The 18,990-nt window shown below is 69.7% G+C and carries 20 protein-coding genes; 19 read left to right on the top strand and 1 reads right to left on the bottom strand.

Features of this window, described 5'->3' with window-relative positions:
* The 16 genes from folE (at position 1) to AOP72_RS11055 (ending at position 14,885) form a co-directional block, all read left to right on the top strand.
* Positions 1-642 carry a GTP cyclohydrolase I FolE gene (gene folE, locus AOP72_RS11130; RefSeq protein ID WP_062136336.1) on the top strand — a complete coding sequence of 214 codons (642 nt, stop codon included), beginning with the start codon at positions 1-3 and terminating at the stop codon, positions 640-642.
* A gap of 6 nt (positions 643-648) precedes the next feature.
* The gene (gene folP, locus AOP72_RS11125) at positions 649-1,470 is read left to right on the top strand and encodes a dihydropteroate synthase (protein WP_062136335.1); all 822 of its coding nucleotides are present in this window, start codon (positions 649-651) and stop codon (positions 1,468-1,470) included.
* A 4-nt stretch (positions 1,471-1,474) separates the two neighbouring features.
* Entirely contained in the window at positions 1,475-2,806 is a 1,332-nt protein-coding gene (gene folK / locus AOP72_RS11120; RefSeq protein ID WP_062136333.1) for a 2-amino-4-hydroxy-6-hydroxymethyldihydropteridine diphosphokinase, read from the top strand.
* 8 nt (positions 2,807-2,814) lie between these two features.
* The gene (locus tag AOP72_RS11115; RefSeq protein ID WP_062136330.1) at positions 2,815-3,288 is read left to right on the top strand and encodes a DUF3180 domain-containing protein; all 474 of its coding nucleotides are present in this window, start codon (positions 2,815-2,817) and stop codon (positions 3,286-3,288) included.
* Positions 3,289-3,336: 48 nt separating this feature from the next.
* Positions 3,337-3,816 carry a PH domain-containing protein gene (locus AOP72_RS11110; protein WP_062136328.1) on the top strand — a complete coding sequence of 160 codons (480 nt, stop codon included), beginning with the start codon at positions 3,337-3,339 and terminating at the stop codon, positions 3,814-3,816.
* Positions 3,813-5,450 (top strand): PH domain-containing protein, encoded by a 1,638-nt coding sequence (locus tag AOP72_RS11105; protein ID WP_238581663.1) that lies wholly within the window; start codon positions 3,813-3,815, stop codon positions 5,448-5,450. Before AOP72_RS11110 ends, AOP72_RS11105 begins: the two co-directional genes overlap by 4 nt.
* On the top strand, positions 5,443-6,327 hold the full coding sequence (locus AOP72_RS11100) for a Rossmann-like and DUF2520 domain-containing protein (RefSeq protein WP_062136324.1): 885 nt from the start codon (positions 5,443-5,445) through the stop codon (positions 6,325-6,327). Before AOP72_RS11105 ends, AOP72_RS11100 begins: the two co-directional genes overlap by 8 nt.
* Positions 6,324-7,190: a pantoate--beta-alanine ligase gene (gene panC, locus AOP72_RS11095; protein ID WP_062136321.1), complete on the top strand. Its 867-nt coding sequence runs from the start codon at positions 6,324-6,326 to the stop codon at positions 7,188-7,190. Before AOP72_RS11100 ends, panC begins: the two co-directional genes overlap by 4 nt.
* Positions 7,187-7,648 (top strand): aspartate 1-decarboxylase, encoded by a 462-nt coding sequence (gene panD / locus AOP72_RS11090; RefSeq protein WP_062136318.1) that lies wholly within the window; start codon positions 7,187-7,189, stop codon positions 7,646-7,648. The genes panC and panD overlap by 4 nt, the downstream gene beginning before the upstream one ends.
* 164 nt (positions 7,649-7,812) lie before the next feature.
* Positions 7,813-9,507 (top strand): L-aspartate oxidase, encoded by a 1,695-nt coding sequence (locus AOP72_RS11085; RefSeq protein WP_062136315.1) that lies wholly within the window; start codon positions 7,813-7,815, stop codon positions 9,505-9,507.
* Positions 9,508-9,743: 236 nt separating this feature from the next.
* The gene (gene nadC, locus AOP72_RS11080; RefSeq protein WP_238581687.1) at positions 9,744-10,637 is read left to right on the top strand and encodes a carboxylating nicotinate-nucleotide diphosphorylase; all 894 of its coding nucleotides are present in this window, start codon (positions 9,744-9,746) and stop codon (positions 10,635-10,637) included.
* A 102-nt stretch (positions 10,638-10,739) separates the two neighbouring features.
* Positions 10,740-12,203, top strand: coding sequence for a lysine--tRNA ligase (lysS, locus tag AOP72_RS11075; protein ID WP_084631925.1), 1,464 nt, complete (start codon positions 10,740-10,742; stop codon positions 12,201-12,203).
* 3 nt (positions 12,204-12,206) lie between these two features.
* Positions 12,207-12,398 (top strand): hypothetical protein, encoded by a 192-nt coding sequence (locus AOP72_RS11070; RefSeq protein ID WP_062136309.1) that lies wholly within the window; start codon positions 12,207-12,209, stop codon positions 12,396-12,398.
* A 137-nt stretch (positions 12,399-12,535) separates the two neighbouring features.
* A complete protein-coding gene (locus AOP72_RS11065) occupies positions 12,536-12,850 on the top strand; it encodes a histone-like nucleoid-structuring protein Lsr2 (protein WP_062136306.1) in 315 nt (104 codons plus the stop codon).
* Positions 12,851-12,910: 60 nt separating this feature from the next.
* Positions 12,911-14,002: a lactonase family protein gene (locus tag AOP72_RS11060; RefSeq protein WP_193746412.1), complete on the top strand. Its 1,092-nt coding sequence runs from the start codon at positions 12,911-12,913 to the stop codon at positions 14,000-14,002.
* Between the two features lie 139 nt (positions 14,003-14,141).
* Positions 14,142-14,885 carry a phosphoglyceromutase gene (locus tag AOP72_RS11055; protein WP_062136300.1) on the top strand — a complete coding sequence of 248 codons (744 nt, stop codon included), beginning with the start codon at positions 14,142-14,144 and terminating at the stop codon, positions 14,883-14,885.
* A 161-nt stretch (positions 14,886-15,046) separates the two neighbouring features.
* On the opposite strand, the gene phoU is transcribed toward AOP72_RS11055, so the two are convergent.
* Entirely contained in the window at positions 15,047-15,706 is a 660-nt protein-coding gene (gene phoU / locus AOP72_RS11050) for a phosphate signaling complex protein PhoU (protein ID WP_062136298.1), read from the bottom strand.
* A 142-nt stretch (positions 15,707-15,848) separates the two neighbouring features.
* Between phoU and AOP72_RS11045 the strand changes: the two genes are divergently transcribed.
* From AOP72_RS11045 to pstS, 3 genes are all read left to right on the top strand, one after another.
* Positions 15,849-16,991, top strand: coding sequence for a sensor histidine kinase (locus tag AOP72_RS11045; RefSeq protein ID WP_084631749.1), 1,143 nt, complete (start codon positions 15,849-15,851; stop codon positions 16,989-16,991).
* Positions 16,988-17,683 carry a response regulator transcription factor gene (locus AOP72_RS11040; protein ID WP_062136292.1) on the top strand — a complete coding sequence of 232 codons (696 nt, stop codon included), beginning with the start codon at positions 16,988-16,990 and terminating at the stop codon, positions 17,681-17,683. The genes AOP72_RS11045 and AOP72_RS11040 overlap by 4 nt, the downstream gene beginning before the upstream one ends.
* A 153-nt stretch (positions 17,684-17,836) precedes the next feature.
* The gene (gene pstS, locus AOP72_RS11035; protein WP_062136289.1) at positions 17,837-18,964 is read left to right on the top strand and encodes a phosphate ABC transporter substrate-binding protein PstS; all 1,128 of its coding nucleotides are present in this window, start codon (positions 17,837-17,839) and stop codon (positions 18,962-18,964) included.
* Positions 18,965-18,990 lie beyond the last annotated feature (26 nt).

Genomic DNA, 18,990 nt, shown 5'->3' with positions numbered 1-18,990 from the left:
GTGGCGACGACGAGAGAGCAGTCACCCCACGACCGGTCGGCCGATGCGGCGGCTTCCCCGTCCTCGCCGCCCGGGCGCGGCGTCGATGCGGCCAGGGCCGAGGCCGCCGTCCGTGAACTTCTGATCGCCATCGGCGAGGATCCCGACCGTGACGGTCTCAAGGACACCCCCGCCCGGGTGGCGCGCGCGTACGACGAGTTCTTCGCAGGGCTCACCCAGAACCCGGAGGACGTGCTGAGCGCCGTCTTCGAGCTGGGCCACGAAGAGATGATCCTGGTGAAGGACATCGAGCTGTACTCGATGTGCGAGCACCACCTGGTGCCGTTCCACGGGGTCGCCCACGTGGCATACATCCCGGGCGAGGACGGCCGCATCACGGGACTGAGCAAGTTGGCTCGCTTGGTCGAGATGTACGCGCGCCGCCCTCAGGTCCAGGAGCGCCTCACGACCCAGGTCGCCGATGCGCTGGTCGATCACCTGGGCGCGCGAGGGGTGATCGTCGTGGTGGAGGCCGAGCACCTGTGCATGTCGATGCGCGGGATCCGCAAGCCGGGCTCCCGCACCGTCACGAGCGCGGTGAGGGGCGTGATGCGCGACGTGGCCACGCGCGCCGAGGCGATGAGCCTCATCGTCGGGAAATAGGTCGCCATGACGCTCGTCATGGGCATCCTCAACGTCACCCCGGACAGCTTCAGCGACGGCGGTCGCTGGCACACGGCCGATGCGGCCATCGCCAGAGGCATCGCGCTCGCCGAGGAGGGTGCGGACATTGTGGACGTGGGTGGCGAGTCCACCCGTCCGGGCGCGACGAGGGTGGATCCGGGCGAGGAGGTCACCCGAGTGCTGCCCGTCGTGGAGGCGCTCGCGGGCGAGGGGATCACGGTGTCGATCGACACCATGCGTGCGCGCACGGCGCGGGCTGCAGTCGACGCCGGTGCGCGCTACGTCAACGACGTCTCGGGCGGGCTGGCAGACTCCGACATGGCACGCATCGTGGCGGAGCTCGAGTGCGAATACATCGCAGGGCACTGGCGCGCCTTCCGCGACACGACTGACTCCGCGGACGCCTTTGAGGACGTGGTCGCCGAGGTGAAGAACGAGCTGCTCCAGCGCGTGGTCGCGTTCCAGGACGCCGGTGTCGAGACGAGTCGCATCATCATCGATCCGGGCCTCGGTTTCGGCAAGGGGCCGCACGAGAACTGGCGACTGCTCGCGCACCTCGACGTCGTCGGTTCCGTGGCCCCCAGGATCGTCGTGGGCGCCTCCCGCAAGCGGTTCGTCGGTGCCGCGATCGCCCGTGACGGAGTCGACGACGCGAGCCCCGAGAGTCGCGATCACGCCACGACCGCCATCACGGCGTTGTGCGCCCAGCAGCGCATGTGGGCTGTCCGCGTGCATGACGCCAAGGCCGCGCGTGACGCGATCCAGGTCGTGTCCGCTTGGCAGAACGCCGTCGACGAGGAACGATGAGGCCATGACCACAGCAGCGAGGCCATACGTCAAAGACGGCATCGAGTTCGATCAGATCGCGGTGCGCGGCATCCGTGTCTCCGGATTCCACGGCGTATTCGCGACCGAGCGCGAAGAGGGTCAGCTCTTTCTCGCAGACGTGGTCGCGCACGTCAACACCCGGGCTGCAGCCGCGGGCGACGACCTCACGCGCTCGGTGAACTACTCCGACATCGCGGACCGCACGGCGGAGATCCTTGCGGGCTCCCCGTTCAAGCTGATCGAGGCCGTGGCGGAGCACATCGCCCGCGAGCTGCTCCAGATCGAGCGGATCGAATGCGTGGACGTCACCGTCCACAAGCCTCAGGCACCGCTGCACGTGGAGTTCAAGGACGTGACGGTCAGCATCCGGCGCGACCTGCGCGATGGCTCGCTGTCGGCGGACAAGCGCATCGGGTCGTCGGCGGGGTTCTCCGATGACCCGTTGGACCCGGGAGCTGGACCCGCGCGCGACGTCATGGACGAGCGCCCCGCACAGCCTGTGGGCGCCGTCATCGCGCTGGGCGGCAACCTGGGCGATGTCGAGCCGACCTTCCGCGAAGCGCTCGCCGCACTGCACCGCGTTCCGGGAGTCGAGGTGCGCGCCGCCTCGCCGCTGGTCCGGTCGGTGCCTGAAGGCGGCGCCGATCAGCCTGACTATCTCAACGCAGTCGCCCGCATTCAGACATCGCTCGCGCCTCGCCAGCTGCTGGCCGCGTGCAATGGGATCGAGATGCTCTACGGTCGCGACCGCACCGTGCGAGGATCTGCACGTACGCTCGACCTCGATCTCATCACGTATGACGGAGTGACGGGCGACAGTGCCGATCTCACTCTGCCGCATCCGCGCGCTCACCTTCGCGGGTTCGTCCTGTTGCCGTGGGCCCACATGGAGCCCGACGCGACGCTGGAACCGCATGGCCGTGTCGCGGACCTGGCCCGCCGGGCGGCCTTCGACGGGGTGACCGTGGTGGGACCTGGGTGGCCCCACGAGCCTGCGCCCGACGTGCTGAGCTCGCCCTCGACCCCCCACCAGTCCGCTGCTCCGACGAGGGCGGCGGATGCGCCGCCCGAGCCGCACCAGGAGTCGGAGACCCACGGGCGGGAGCCCGAGCCGTCGGTGCCCAGCGCGCCCGAGGAGTTCGTGCCCGCTCCGCCGGAGCCCAGCGGTGGCGATGAGATCCCGCAGGCCGCGCCCGCGCATCGGCCGAGTGCACCGTCCGCCCCCTCCCAGCCCGGCGTGCCTCGCCGCGCATCGTTCGGCGTGGCACGGCAGACGCCGCCCGCCGACGAGTCCGGCCCTTCCGGACCCCAGTAGTCAGACTCTTGTCGTACCTCTCGTGGCAACGGCTCACGCTCGTAGCGCTGTGCTCCCTGGTGCTCGCGTGGCTGGTGACGCTCGTGATGGACCGGGGCGGTGCAACGCCGGAGCGCGTGCCGTGGACGGTGCTGGTCGTCTGCGTGGCGGCCGGCGCCTCTGCGCTGTGGCTGGGGTGGCAGGTGCGCCGCTACGTCAAGGGCGATAGACCGGGTCTCGACCCGATTCGAGCCGCGCGCACCGCCGTGTTCGCGCAGGCGTGCGCCTACGCCGGCGCGATCCTGGTCGGAGCGTTCGCGGGATACGGGGTCGGGCTGCTCGATGAGTGGTCCCATGGACCCCGGCGCGAGGTCATCATCTCGGCGCTGCTCGCGGCAGCCGCCGGCGGTGCACTCCTCGCAGCGGGTGCCGTTGCGGAGCGGTGGTGTCGCCACCGCGGAGACGATGATCTCGGCGATCGCTCGGAACCCTCTACCGCCTGAGGACGGGTCGGCGCGCGGCGCGGTGCTGGCGGCTGGCAGACTGGAGCCATGACCTGGTTCGAGCCCGACGACGCCCCGTGGCAGTACGTCTCCCGCACACTCATCTATGCGCGCCTCATCACGATGGCCCTGTGGTGGGGCATACCGCTGATCGGCCTGATCGTGCTCGGCGCGCTCACCAGTCCGTGGGTGTGGGCGGGGGCCGGCGCGCTGCTGATCGCGATGATCTGGAGTGCCTGGGTGATCGTGCGTCAGGTGACCGCGCATGCGTGGGCGGAGCGCGAGGATGACCTGGTGGTCAAGCGTGGTCGCATCCTGCGCACCGTCACGGTGGTGCCGTACGGCCGCATGCAGTACGTCGAGGTCGAGTCGGGCCCGCTCGCGCGCGCCTTCGGCATCGCCCGCGTCCAGCTCCACACGGCCTCGCCCGGCACCGACGCGAACATCGCGGGGGTGCCCGAGGCCGAGGCTGCGCGGCTGCGCGACCGCCTCACGTCGCGGGGCGAAGCGCAGCTGGCGGGACTGTGACCGGCGAGCCCGAGGCGGCGGACACCGGGGCGCTCGAGCGCAGCGTCCCTGCGGCGCGTCGCACGGTGTACCGCGCACCCCGCGACTGGCACCGGCTGCACCCGATCTCTCCGCTGCTGGGCGGCTGGGCCGTGCTCGGTGTCGTCGGATCGGTCATGCTCTACAACTACGCGCCGAGCTGGTCTGGTCCGGATGAGTACGCCGTCGAGATCGCGCACGCCCTCACGAACTCGATCGGCTGGTTCGCGCTCGGCGCGTTCGTGATCCTGGGGGTGACCATCGGCTTCGGCTACCTCCAGTGGCGCGTCAACCAGTACCGGCTCGGCGACGAGGCCGTGCACCAGCGCAAGGGCATCGTGTTCCGTCAGCAGCGCCAGGCGCGTCTGGATCGCCTGCAGGCCGTCGATGTGGTGCAGCCGCTGCTGGCGCGCATCTTCGGTTTCGCGGTGCTGCGGATCGAGGTGGCCGGCGGCGAGAACTCCGGCATTGCGCTCGAGTACCTGCGGCTCGGCGACGCCGAGGCGATGCGCAACGAGCTGCTCGCTCTCGCTGCAGGCGTCAAGCGCGCCAAGGCGGCCGGCGAGGAAGCCACGGTCGACGCGGTCGCCGCCCAGGCACGGCGGCCCGGACAGGCAGCCGATGCGGGCGTCGCCTACGCGGGCGAGGCCTCCCTGCGCGACATCGCAGGCATGCCCGAGGGTGAGGCGGAGACGCCCGCTGCGCCCGAGCGTGAGGTCTACGCGGTGCCGCTGAGCCGGCTGGCGCTGTCCATCGTATTGTCGGGCCCGTTCCTCTTCATCGTCGCCGTCCCTGCGCTGGTCGGCATCGCGGTCCTGGCGCTGCCCCTCGACCTCGGCGACATCCTCGCTGTCACGGTGGGCGCAAGCCTGTTCACCGTGCTGCCCGCCGCGTTCGCGCTCCTCGGGTTCTTCTGGTCCCGCGTCAACTCCGGCTTCGGGTTCAAGGCCGCGTTGTCGGCCGACGGGATCCGGCTGCGCCACGGAGCGCTCGAGACGCGGCGCCAGACCGTACCGCCTGGCCGGGTGCAGGCGGTGCGGTTCCACCAGACGCTGCTGTGGCGCCGCAAGGACTGGTGGCGAGTCACCATCAACGTCGCGGGCTACCAGGATGACCAGGAGAATGTGTCGACGCTGCTGCCCGTCGGCTCCCGTCAGGACGCACTGACCGCACTGTGGCTGGTGCTCCCTGACCTGGGCGACCCCGATCCGGCAGGCACCGTGTCGACGGCGCTGTCAGGCTCGGGAGATGAGCACGGCTTCATCCCGTCCCCGAAGCGCGCACGCCTGTTCGATCCCCTCCAGTGGCGTCAGCGCGGCGTCAGAGCGACCGACCGGGCCCTGCTGATTCGGCGCGGCCGACTGTCGCGAGAGATGTTCGTGGTGCCGCACGAGCGCACTCAGTCCCTGCAGCTGCAGCAGGGCGTGCTGCAGCGTCGGCGCGGGCTCGCGACGTTCGTCGTGCACTCCACCAACGGGCCAGTGAAGCCCGTCGCGGAGCACCTCGACGTCGATGATGCGCTCGCGCTGCTCGATTCGCAGGCGCAGCGTGCCGCCGAGGGGCGGCGCCGCCAGACCCCTGAGCAGTGGATGTCGGCGGTGGGCATACGTGACTAGGCCCGGACGGCTCACGATCGGCGTGCTCGGCGCCGGCCGCGTGGGCGCGGTGCTGGGCGCTGCGCTGCGGCGCGCGGGCCACGAGGTCGTGGGGGCCACGGGTGTCTCCGAGCAGTCGCGGGACCGGATCGAGGCGCTGCTTCCGGGCGTGCCCGTGGTCGAGCCCGACGTCCTGGTGACGCAGGCCGACCTGGTGCTGTTGACGGTGCCCGACGACCAGATCGGTCCCGTCGCTGCCGGGTTGGCGTCCCTGGGGGTGTGGCGAGCCGGGCAGATCGTGGCGCACACCTCCGGCCGCTACGGCACGGACGCGCTGGCCGATGCGATCGCCGCGGGTGCGCTGCCGCTCGCGATCCATCCCGCCATGACCTTCACCGGGACCTCGCTGGACCTGGAACGGCTCACCGATGCGGTGTTCGCCGTGTCCGCTCCGGCCCCGCTGCTGCCCATCGCGCAGGCGCTCGTCGTGGAGATGGGCGGCGAGCCCCTGGTCATCGAGGATGCCTCGCGCCCCGCCTATCACGCGGCGCTGGTGCACGGCGCGAACCATGTCGTGACCGCGGTGACTCAGGCCAGCGCCCAGCTCGCTCGCGTCGGAGTGGAAGAGCCGGGCCGTGTGCTCGGACCGCTGGTGCATGCCTCCGTCGAGGGGGCGCTCTCCGACGCGCCTGGCGCCGTGGCGTCGCTGACCGGTCCGGTCGTGCGGGGCGACGCGGGCACCGTCGCGGCGCACCTGGCTGCGCTCGCGGATCAGCCCGAGATGCTGCACGCCTACCGCGCTATGGCCCGCGCGACTGCGGACCTTGCACTCTCGGGCGGGCGCATCGGGCCCGCGGCGTACGCCGAGATCATCGCGACGTTGGGAGTCGACCCGTGAGACTCGCGACGACGGCGGCCGAGCTGCCCGAGCGCCCGCGTGACGGGACCCGCGCGGTCGTGATGACCATGGGGGCGCTGCACGAGGGGCACCTGACGCTCGTGCGCCGCGCGCGCGAGATCGGCACGCAGGTCATCGTGACGATCTTCGTCAACCCGCTCCAGTTCAACGATCCCGGAGATCTCGACCGCTACCCGCGCACTCTCGAGGCCGACTGCGCGCTGCTCGAGGCGGAGGGTGTCGACGTGGTCTTCGCGCCGTCCGTCGACGAGATGTACCCCGGCGGCGATCCCGTGGTGACCGTCAGTGCCGGGGCCATCGGCGACGTGTTCGAGGGGGAGCACCGGCCGGGCCACTTCGACGGCGTGCTCACGGTGGTGCTGAAGCTCCTGCACCTCACCTCGCCCGATGTCGCGATCTTCGGCGCCAAGGACGCGCAGCAGGTGATCGCCGTGCGCACGATGGTGCGCGACCTGGCCGTCCCCGTGCGGATCGAGGCGGTGCCGACGGTGCGTGACCCCGATGGTCTGGCGCTCAGCTCGCGCAACGTGCATCTGGGCTCCGACGACCGCGAGAGCGCGCTCTCCCTGTCCCGCGCGCTCGCGGCTGCTGAGGCCGCCGCGCGGAATGGTGCATCGGCCGCCGACGTTATCCGGTCCGGACTGGACGTGCTGACCAGTGCAGCCCGCGCATCGGCCGGTCTCGCCGTGGACTACTTCTCCGCGCTGGACCCTCGCACGGCGCACGAGGTGGCCGCGGATCACCGCGGAGAAGCGGTGATCGCGGTCGCCGCTACGGTGGGCGGCACGCGGCTCATCGACAACACGACAGTCCTCATCGAACCGGAAGGACCGCCCTCATGACCAGCCTCACCAGGCCCATGATGATCGCGAAGATCCATCGCGCCACCGTCACTCAGGCCGACCTGCACTACGTGGGATCGATCACGATCGACGCCACCTTGATGGAGCGCGCGGACCTGCTCCCGGGCCAGCAGGTGGACGTTGTGGACGTGACCAACGGTGCGCGACTCACCACGTACGCGATCCCCGGTGCTCCCGGAACCGGGCAGATCTGCATCAACGGCGCGGCGGCTCACCTGGTGAACCCCGGCGACACCATCATCGTGATCGCCTACGGCATGCTCGCGGACGACGAGGCGCGCACGTTCGAGCCGCGCGTGGTGTTCGTGGACGGCGACAACCGGATCGTGTCCGAGTGCGACGATCCCGGCACGGTGCCCGACGGTTATGGCCTCGAGCGATCGGGCGTGCCTGTGCACGAGTTTCACGAGAAGGGTTGGGACGCCTTCCGCTCCTGACCCCAGCCCGGCCCACCCGGTCCTCCCACTCCACCCTCAACTGCGAACCACTCTTTCGCGCGACACGCAGGAGAGTGCGGCCGATGCGGGGGCTGGGCCCGGAGTGTCGGCGCCAGAGCGGTTCGTAGTGAAGGGCGTGGAGGGGTCGCCGGTAGGTTGAGTCAATGACCTCGTTCGTGCGCCGGCTCGCCGCCCCTCAGCCCGGCTGGACCATCAATGCCGACGTGATCGTGGTGGGCTCCGGCATCGCCGGCCTCACCGCCGCCTTGGAGCTGCGCGCCAAGGTGGACCGCGTGCTGGTGGTCACCAAGGGCGAGTTGAGCTCCGGATCCACCGTCTGGGCGCAGGGCGGGATCGCCGCCGCGCTGGACCCCGAGGACACCCCCGACGAGCACCTCCATGACACTCTCGTCGCGGGCGCAGGACTGTGTTCGGAGGAGGCAGTGCGGGCGCTCGTCACCGAGGGGCCCGATCGTGTGCGGGAGCTCGTCACGCGCGGAGCCAACTTCGACACCGGTCCCGACGGCGGCATCACCCTCACCCGCGAGGGCGGTCACATGCGCGACCGGATCGCGCACGCGGGCGGCGACGCGACGGGAGCCGAGATCTCGCGTGCGCTCATCGCGCAGCTCGCGGCAGTGGAGAACGACCCCGGCATCGAGGTGATCGAGCACGCCATGGTGGTGGACCTGCTCACCTCGGCGCCCGACGCGGATGGCAGGCCGGGGCCCGTCTGCGGCGTGACGCTCCACATCATCGGCGAGGGTTCTCGCGACGGCGTAGGGGCCGCGCTCGCCAAGTCCGTGATCCTCGCGACCGGCGGGATCGGCCAGGTCTTCCTGTCCTCCACCAATCCCGCCTCCGCCACCGGCGACGGGCTCGCGGCGGCGCTGCGCGCGGGCGCGGCGATCGCGGACCTCGAATTCGTGCAGTTCCATCCGACCGTGCTGTGGCAGGGCTCCGCGGCCCGCGGTCAGCAGCCGCTGATCTCCGAGGCCGTGCGGGGAGAGGGTGCGCACCTGCTCAACGCCACCGGCGAGCGTTTCATGGTCGACCGTCACCCCATGGCCGAGCTCGCTCCGCGCGACGTGGTGAGCAAGGGCATCGTCGCGATGATGGAGGATGAGGGCTCGGAGAACGTCTTCCTCGACTGCAGGCACCTCGGCAAGGCCTTCCTCAAGGACCGGTTCCCCACCATCTGGGAGCGCCTCGAGGAGCGGAACATCGACATGGCACGCGACCTCATTCCGGTGGCGCCTGCCCAGCATTACCACTCGGGCGGCATTCTCACCGATCTGCGCGGCCGCTCCACCCAGGCCGGTCTCCATGCGATCGGTGAGGCGGCATGCACCGGCGTGCACGGCGCGAACCGGCTCGCGTCGAACTCTCTGCTCGAGGGACTCGTCTTCGCCACGCGCGCGGCGGCCGATGCGGCGAGCGCCGTGGCGGACGGCGTGGTGAGCCAGCGCGAGCCGGTGGAGCGCTCGGGGCCGGCCGCGCTGGTGCCGGCGACGGCTCGCCCCCAGATCCAGGCAGCGGCGCACCGCGGCGCGGGGCCGGTGCGGGTGGCCGCCAGGCTCGAGAGGGCGGCGGACAGGTTGGCTGCGCTCCGGGCCAAGTTCCGCGCCGACGCGCTGCGCACACCGACGCCGCAGACCGCGGAGTGGGAGACGAGCAACATCCTGGCGGTCGCATCGGTGCTGACCGCAGTCGCACTCGAGCGCGCAGAGACGCGCGGCGGGCACCTGCGCGAGGATTTCCCCGAGACGGACGATGCGCACTGGCGAGTGCGGCTGGCCGCCACTCTCGACTCCGAGGGCGAGTTGGTGCTCATGCGCGCGCCGCTCGAGCTCGGCTAGCGGCGTTCGAGCGGCCCTCTCGACCGGCTCTCGCGCCCATGTCGCCTGCACGCGGCGGCGCGCCGACCGCAGCCGACACGCGCCACCGCGTGCAGTCCCTCAGCGCCGCCGTCGACCGACCGCGCCCCACCGTCAGACGGTACCGCTCTCGTGTGATATCGGCCACTCTTCGCGTGTCGGCTCCGTCGAGACTGTGTGTCGCGGGTGAGGCTGACGGTCGTACTCTGGTGGGCGTGATGATGCCTGAAGACCTTCCGCAGGACCGTCGGCTGCGCGCCTCGTGGCTCGCCTCTTCCGTGGGCGAGGCCCTGGACGAGGACCTCGGCGCTGAGCCCGGCCGTGACGTCACGACTCTGGCGACCATCCCGGCGTCCACCGTGGTGAGCGGTCAGATCGTCGTGCGTGAGGCCGGCGTGATCGCGGGCATCCCTGTGATCGCCGAGACTCTTCAGCAGGTCGCAGAGCGACTCAACCTTCACTCGCCCACGGTGCATCTGCTCGCCGCGGACGGCGACCGTCTCGAGGCCGGCGCCCCCGTCGCCGACATCTCGGGCGCGGGGCACGTGGTGCTCATCGCCGAGCGCACCATCCTGAACTTCCTGTCGCGCGCATCGGGCATCGCGACGCACACCCGCCGCTGGGCCGATGCGCTCGAGGGCACGGGCGCGCGCGTGCTCGACACCCGCAAGACGACGCCCGGCCTCCGCGAGCTCGAGAAGTACGCGGTACGGGCCGGTGGCGGCACCAACAAGCGGTTCGGGCTGTTCGACTGCGCCATGGTCAAGGACAACCACATCGTCGCGGCGGGGTCCGTCGCCGCAGCGATTCACGCGATCCGGTCCGCCTACCCGGACGTGCCCATTCAGGTCGAGGTGGAGAGCGCGGCCCAGGCCCACGAGGCGATCGACGCGGGAGCGCGATTCCTCATGCTGGACAACATGCCGCCCGCGCAGATGCGAGACCTTGTACGGGCCGTGCGCGAGCGAGAGCCGGACGTTCGTCTCGAGGCCACGGGCGGGCTCAGCGTGAGCAATGCCCGTGAGGTGGCCGAGACCGGTGTGGACTTCATGTCCGTGGGCGCGCTCACGCACTCGAGCCCCATCCTGGATATCGCCCTCGACCTGAGCTGACGCGCCGACCCACTCCCGCGCATCGGCCGTGGTGAGCGCGCCGGTACCCTAGAGGGCGTGACTGACGCGCCCGACACCTCCCCTGACGACGTACCCGAGCAGATGCGCGTGCGCCGTGCCAAGCGCGACCGCATCATCGCGGAGGGTCGGCAGGCCTACCCGGTCTCGGTGCCTCGCACCCATGAGATCGCGGACGTCAAGCGCGAGTACGACCGGCTCGAGACCGGCGAGGAGACTCAGGACGTGGTGGGTGTCGCCGGCCGCGTGGTATTCGTGCGCAACACCGGCAAACTGTGCTTCGCGTCCGTCCAGGACGGCGCCGGGGAGCGTCTGCAGATCATGTTGAGCCTGGCCGAAGTGGGCGAGGAGTCGCTGGCGGCCTTCAAGGCCGATGTCGATCTGGGCGACCACCTGTTCGCCCGCGGGCGCGTCATCAAGTCGCGTCGGGGCGAGGTCTCGGTGTTCGCGGACCGGTGGGAGATCGCCGCGAAGGCGCTGCGCCCCTTGCCGGTCCTTCACAAGGATCTCGCCGAGGACACGCGCGTGCGTCAGCGCTACGTCGACCTCATCGCACGGCCCATCGCGCGGGACATGGTGCGCAATCGAGCGTCGGTGATGCGGAGCCTTCGCGAGTCGCTTCATTCGCGCGGATTCATTGAGATCGAGACGCCCATGCTGCAGACCCAGCATGGTGGAGCCGCTGCGCGCCCGTTCACCACGCATATGAACGCGTTCGACATCGATCTGTTCCTCCGGATCGCCCCCGAGCTATTCCTCAAGCGTGCGGTCGTCGGTGGAATCGATAAGGTTTTCGAGATCAATCGCAATTTTCGTAACGAGGGCGCGGATTCATCGCACTCGCCGGAATTCTCCATGCTCGAGGCCTACGAGGCCTATGGCGACTACGACACCATGGCGACGCTGACGCGCGACCTCATCCAAGGTGCGGCGCGAGATGTCTACGGCAGCGAGATCGTGACACTCGCGGGCGGCGAGGAGTACGACCTGTCGGGGGAGTGGGAGCAGCTCACCATGTACGGGTCGCTGTCCGCCGCGCTGGGCGAGGAAGTGACGCCGGCGACGTCGATCGAGCAGCTGCAGCGATGGTGCGATGCCGCTGACGTGTCCGTGGATCCGAAGCGGGTGAACCACGGCAAGCTCGTCGAAGAGCTCTGGGAGCACTACGTGGGGGACGCGCTGACGGCCCCGACCTTCGTCCGTGACTTCCCCGTGGAGACGAGCCCGCTCACTCGAGACCACCGGGTGCACGAGGGAGTCGTGGAGAAGTGGGACCTCTATGTGCGCGGTTTCGAGCTCGCGACGGCCTACTCCGAGTTGGTGGACCCCGTGGTGCAGCGCGAACGCTTCGAACAGCAGGCGCGGATGGCCGCGCAGGGCGATGACGAGGCGATGGGCCTGGACGAGGACTTCCTCACGGCGATGGAGCACGCGATGCCCCCGGCCGGCGGCATGGGGATGGGAATGGACCGGCTGCTCATGGCGCTGACCGGTCTCGGCATTCGCGAGACCATCACCTTCCCGCTCGTGAAGCCCACGGAGGACTGACGCGTGGATTGGGTGCCCATTCTTGCCGGGCTGATTCCGAGCATCGGCGTCGGACTGCTGTTCTGGTATGCGATGCGCGCCGTCGTGCGCGCTGATCGTCACGAGCGGGCGGCGCTCGCGCATAGTGATGATGCCGCTGACGACCCTGCGGGCGAGACTCCCGGCGATGAGGAGCACTCCCCGCACCAGGGCTAATCGCATGAGCGGCTGCGCATTCTCGAAAATACTGGCAAAGCCGCCGGGAATATTCTCATAGGCGCGAATGCTCTTCTGTTTGACGGATTCACATGGCGCGTGTAATTCTGAGCGCACCGCTTAAGAAAGGGTGGAAGATGGCACAGAGAGTGCAGGTTGTCCTCGTTGATGATGTTGATGGAGGCGAGGCCAGCGAGACCTTGAGCTTCTCGCTCGAGAATGTCTCCTACGAGATCGACCTCTCCGCGGAGAACGCGGCGCAGATGCGCGCGGACTTCCAGACCTGGACGGATCGCGCGCGTCGCGTGACGTCAAAGCGCGCCGGCTCGACGCGGTCGCGTCGCTCCGACTCCGCGAAGGTGAGGGCATGGGCCAAGGACAATGGCTACGAGGTGTCGGAACGCGGCCGCATCTCGTCTGAGATTCGAGAGGCCTACACCAAGGCCAACTAGGCACGTGCTGCGCGGCCCCGTCCTCCTTGGGCGGGGCCGCGCGCGTGTGAGAGGAGCATGATGAGCGACGCGATTCCCCAGGTCTCCGACGTGGGCGCGGTGTGGTGGGGCACCTACCCTGAGGCCGGACTGGGCACTCCCTCCGGGCTGGGCGAGGGCCTATGGCGGCAGACGGCCGCCGACGCTCACCTCGCCCTCACCCTCCCCACCCCGTCGTTCGTCGTCGCGCACCCCGAGCGCGCCCTGCTCTATGCGATCAGCGAGACGGACGACACGGAGGTGCACGCCATCGACGTCACCGAACCCGAGCAGCCGCGCGTGGCGGCGACGGTGCTCACCGGCGGCGCCTCGGGCTGCCACCTGCTCCTCAGCGACGACGCCCGCACGCTGTATGTGAGCCACTACATGAGCGGGGACCTCGCGGTGGTGCAGCTCGACGAACAGGGGATGCCCCTCTCCGACGCGCCCGTGCAGGTCTTCGGCTACGAAGGGTCCGGCCCGCGCGAAGACCGCCAGGAGGCGTCGCACGCGCACTCCGCCGGGTTCGGGCCCGGCGGGCACCACGTGCTGGTGGCGGACCTCGGCACCGACGAGCTGCGTCGGTACGCGATTCAGCAGGACGGACTGCTCGAGGACCACGGCGTCGCCGCCACCCTTCCGCCGGGTGCGGGCCCGCGCCACTTCGCGGTGCGCGGTGAGTGGATCTACGTCCTGTCAGAGCTCGACCACCGACTGCGCGCGCTGCGGTGGGACGCCGCGTCGGGGACGGCCGCCGTGGTGTTCGACATCGCGAGCACGACCGCACCGCAGCGCACCGGCGAGGAGATCAACGACTCTCACGTGGTGCTCGCGACCGACGACGTGCTCCTGCTGGGAGTGCGCGGCTGCGACGTGATCTCGGTGGTGGACCTGTCTCCGGAGGGTGAGCCCCGTTACCGCGGCTGCTTCGACGCCGGGCACTGGCCCCGTCACTTCGCGGTGGTGGGCGACCGGCTGCACGTGGGTGCCGAGCGTGGCCATGAGGTCCGGACGTTCGCGCTCGCCGATGTGCTCGCCCTGCCGCCCGAGCCGGAGGTGGGGCACATCGCCACCCTGCCGTACTCGACGGCGCCGCTGCCGAGCCCCGCCTGCGTGGTGGCCCACCCGGCCTGACACGCCCCTCCGCCTCTCTTGAGGAAGGTTCTGTGCCCAGTTCGCGCTCATGGGGTGACGGGCAGGAAGAATCTGTACCCGATCGGGGCGGGACCGATGGCCCACCGCCCCGCCCGCGCATCGGCGCTAGGCTGAAACCATGACCTACACACTGATCCTGCTCCGCCACGGCGAGAGCGAATGGAACGCAAAGAACCTGTTCACCGGCTGGGTCGACGTGCCCCTCAACGAGAAGGGCTGGGGCGAGGCCGTGCGCGGCGGCGAACTGCTGAAGGCCGAAGGCGTGCTGCCCGACGTGGTGCACACCTCGCTGCTGCGCCGCGCGATCATGACCGCCAACCTCGCGCTCGACTCGGCGGACCGTCACTGGATCCCGGTCAAGCGTGACTGGCGCCTCAACGAGCGTCACTACGGGGACCTGCAGGGCAAGAACAAGGCAGAGACGCTGGAGCAGTTCGGCGAGGAGCAGTTCATGACCTGGCGCCGCTCGTACGATGTGCCGCCGCCCGAGATCTCGGACGACAACGAATACTCGCAGGCAGGCGACCCGCGCTACGCGGGGGAGCCCACTCCCAAGACGGAGTGCCTCAAGGACGTTCTCGAGCGCGCCCTGCCGTACTGGGACTCCGCGATCGTGCCCGACCTCAAGGACGGCAAGACGGTCATGGTCGCCGCGCACGGAAACTCGCTGCGCGCGATCATCAAGTACCTCGACGGGATCGGCGATGACGAGATCGTGGGCGTCAACGTGCCCACCGGCATCCCGCTGGTCTACGAGCTCGACGAGGAGACCCTCAAGCCCATCAAGGCCGGCGGCACCTACCTGGACGCGGACGCTGCAGCGGCGGCCATCCAGGCGGTCGCGAACCAGGGCAAGAAGTAAGGCGGTCGGTCACCCTCTCATCGCGTGGCCGAACACGACGGGCCCCCTGCCAGCACTGGCAGGGGGCCCGTCGTGTTCCATGCGGCCGATGCGGGGGCGCAGACGCGAGAAGCCCCTCGCCGCGAGCACGGCGAGGGGCTTCTCGGTCAGCCTTGCTGGATCTAGATTCGACCGCGTTCGCCGGTGACGTCGCCCGTCACCAAGTACACGATGCGGCGGGACACGCCCACGGCGTGGTCGCCGAACCGCTCGAAGTACCGCGCGAGCAGGCTGATGTCCAGCGTCTCCTGCGTGTTGCCGGAGTACTCGTCGGAGAGCATGGTCTTGTAGGCCAGCGAGTGGAGCTGGTCGAGGGCGTCGTCGTCAGACACGATTCCCGCCGCGACGTTGAGGTCGCGGGTTTCGAGCAGCTCGATGACCTCCGCCGCCGCCTTCTTGGCCGCCTCCGCCATGCCGGCGAAGATCTCCTCGTGGCCGGCGGGGATCGCGGAGCCCGGGTACGCGCGGCGCGCCGACTCGGCGATGTGCTGGGCGAGGTCGCCCATCCGCTCGAGCGCCGCCGAGATTCTGAGCGACGCGACGATGCTGCGCAGATCGAGTCCCACGGGCTGCTGCTGAGCGATGAGCAGCACGCACCGCTCGTCGACGGTCTCCTCGAGGCCATCCAGCTTGGCGTCGTCGGCGATGACCTGCTGGGCGAGCTCCACGTTCTGAGTGAGCAGCGCCTCGGATGCGCGCGTGATGGCAGACTCCACGTGGCGGGCCATCGTCGTCAGGTCGTCGGCAAGTTCCGACATCTCTGCGGTGAACAGGGTGCGCATGCTTCTCCTCGGGGTGTGGCGTTGCCCCTAGTGTGTCATCCGCCCCCGGCGACGCGGAAGGAACCCACTGGCACACGGGTGAACTTTCGGTGATGCCCCTGAACATTGGGTGAACCACGGGACGTGTGGTTACTGTGACCCCATGCCCCCCGAAATGTGGCTGGTCGCTGCCGTCGCGCTCGCTGTGGGAGCAGCCATCGGCGCCGTCGCCCATCGTCGCCAGGCGCGCAGCCGAGGCGTCTCCTCGACCCTGGTGCCGCACCGCACCAGAGAGGTGCTCGCCGTGCTGCAGTCAGGCGCGGCCGTGGTGCGACGCGATCGCCGCAGCGCCTTCTCGAACACCGTGGCCGCCGCACTCGGCGTCGCGCGTCCGGACGGCGCCCTCCATCCCGGCGTCGCCGACCTCGCGGAACGCGCGTGGCGGGCCCACGCCCCGGTCGAGGATGAGGTGGAGATCAAGCGGGGCGTGCTGGGCTCGTCGAGCATCGTTCACGTGCGCGTCACTCCCCTCAACGAGGAGCTCGCGCTCGCGGTCGCCAACGACAACACGGAGCAGCGTGCCGCCGAGCAGACGCGGCGGGAGTTCGCGGTCAACGTCTCCCACGAACTCAAGACGCCCGTCGGTGCGCTGTCGCTGCTCGCGGAGACCATCGAGGAGAACGCCGAGGACACGGAGATGGTGCGGGACTTCGCCAAGAAGATCCGCAAAGAGACCCGGCGGCTGACCAAGTTGATTCAGGAGATCGTCGAGATCTCGCGTCTTCAGGGTGGCGAGTCGGTCATGGAGTACGAGGCCGTGGACCTTGCCGGCGTCATCGCCGAGGTCCAGGAAGGCGTGCGCCTCACCGCCGACCACAAGCGCATCGCCCTCGTCACCGACGTGTCCGCCCGGCCCACTGTGATGGGCGACCGCGACCTGCTCACGATGGCCGTGCGCAACCTCGTCGAGAACGCGGTCAATTACTCGGACGCCGGGTCCAAGGTCGCCACCACGCTCGCCGTCGAGGGAGAGGTGGCGAGCATCTCCGTCCTCGATCAGGGGATCGGCATCGCTCCCGAGGACCAGGAGCGCATCTTCCAGCGGTTCTATCGCACGGACCCCGCACGGTCACGGGAGACCGGCGGCACCGGACTGGGCCTGTCGATCGTGAAGCACGTGGCCCTGCAGCATTCGGGAACCGTGGAGCTCTGGTCGCAGCCCGCCGTGGGTTCGACCTTTACTATTCGTCTCGCCGTGCACGAGCAGTCAGCCGATGCGGTGGATGCTAATCAGGAGGACACATGAGTGAGGCACGGGTACTGGTGGTCGAGGATGAGGAGTCGTACCGCGACTCTCTCAAGTACCTGCTGGCGCGCGAGGGCTTCGACGTGCTGCTGGCGGAGACCGGGCCGAGGGGCGTCGAGACCTTCATGCGCGATGGCGCCGACGTGGTCCTGCTCGACCTGATGCTTCCCGGCATGTCGGGTGCGGAGGTCTTCCGCACCATTCGGGAGCGGTCCGATGTCCCAGTGATCATGGTCACGGCGAAGGACGACCAGGTCGACAGGATCATCGGCCTCGAGCTCGGCGCGGACGACTACGTCACCAAGCCCTACTCGGGCCGCGAACTCGTGGCACGAATCCGGGCCGTGCTGCGCCGCCAGCACCTGGGCGCCACCGGCATCCCGGACGAGCCAGAGCGCCTGACCGTGGGAGGCCTCACCTTGGATCCCGAGCGCCTGAGCGTGACGAGGGACGGCCAGGCGCAGTCGCTGCCCCCGAAGGAGTTCGCGCTGCTGCACCTGCTCGCGCAGAACGCGGGCCGGGTGCTCCCTCGCCAGGTCATCATCGACCGCGTGTGGGGAGCCGACTACTTCGGTGACACCAAGACCCTCGATGTGCACATCAAGCGACTGCGCGGCCGGATCGAGGCCGATCCCTCCGAGCCCACGCTGATCCAGACGGTTCGCGGCGTCGGCTACACCTTCGAGGCGTAACATTTTGGTCACGGCAGGCTCGACGCGATGGGGAGTTCACGGAACGTTCATCCAGCGTTCAGTTTCACCACGGGAACCCGTTACCTGCCGTCCCTACCTTGGAGAGAGTCCGGCATCAAGCCGGGTCCACCAAGCAAGTGAGGAAACTCGACTGTGAAGATTGCCACTCGTGCCGGCGCCATCGCTTCGGCGGCCGTGCTGACGTTTGCGCTGGCGGCGTGCTCGCCGTCCAACGAAGAGACCGACACCACCGACTCGCCCGCCCCCAGCGGCTCCGAGAGCGAAGCGCCCGCAGAGCTGTCCGGCTCGCTCGTCGGCGCCGGCGCCTCGTCGCAGGAGTCCGCCATGGAGGCCTGGCGCGCCGGGTTCCAGAGCAGCAACCCCGACGTCACGGTCAGCTACGACCCTGTCGGCTCCGGCGGTGGCCGTACGCAGTTCACTGAGGGTGCGACGTCGTTCGCCGGCTCGGACGCTCTGATGGACGCCGAGGAGTACGCAGGCGCTGTCGAGGCGTGCGACGGCGACATGGGCGCCATCCACCTGCCGCTGTACATCTCGCCCATCGCGGTGATCTTCAACCTCGAGGGCATCGACTCGCTGAACATGGATGCGGACACCATCGCGGGCGTCTTCAGCGGCGAGATCACCACCTGGGACGACGCGGCCATCGCGGACCAGAACCCCGAGGTCGAGCTGCCGTCGTCGACAATCACCATCGTGCACCGCGCGGACGAGTCCGGCACCACCGAGAACTTCCAGGACTACCTGGTGAAGGCCTCGAGCAACTGGGTCGCGGACGAGACGTCGGGTGACTGGCAGGGCGCGACCGGCGAGTCCGGTCCGGGCACCTCGGCAGTCGTGCAGATCGTTCAGGAGAACGCTGGCACCATCGGCTATGTCGACGCCTCGCGTGCCGGCGAGCTCGGCACTGTTGCGCTCAAGGTCGGCGAAGAGTACGTGCCCTTCTCCGCTGAGGCCGCCGCTGCGGTCGTCGACGCCTCCCCGCTCGCCGAGGGCGCGAACGGCGAGAACGACCTGGCGTACGAGCTGGACCGCACCACCACCGCGTCGGGCGCATACCCGCTGGTGCTGGTGTCCTACACCATCGTCTGCCAGCAGTACGACGACGAGGCCGAGCGTGCGCTCGTGACCGAGTTCGTCAAGTACGTCGCCTCGGCTGAGGGCCAGGAGAAGGCCGCCTCCGCAGCCGGCTCGTCGCCGATCTCTGGCGACCTTTCCACCCGGGTGACGGAGATCCTCGACGGCATCGCCGCGGGCTAACCACTCCCAACTGGACCGGTGGTGGG

Origin of the sequence: Demequina aestuarii (genome assembly GCF_000975095.1) — a bacterium.
In the GTDB taxonomy this organism is placed as follows: domain Bacteria; phylum Actinomycetota; class Actinomycetes; order Actinomycetales; family Demequinaceae; genus Demequina; species Demequina aestuarii.
The sequence above is the reverse complement of the archived record's forward strand: the minus strand, read 5'-3'. Positions and strand labels throughout refer to the sequence as shown.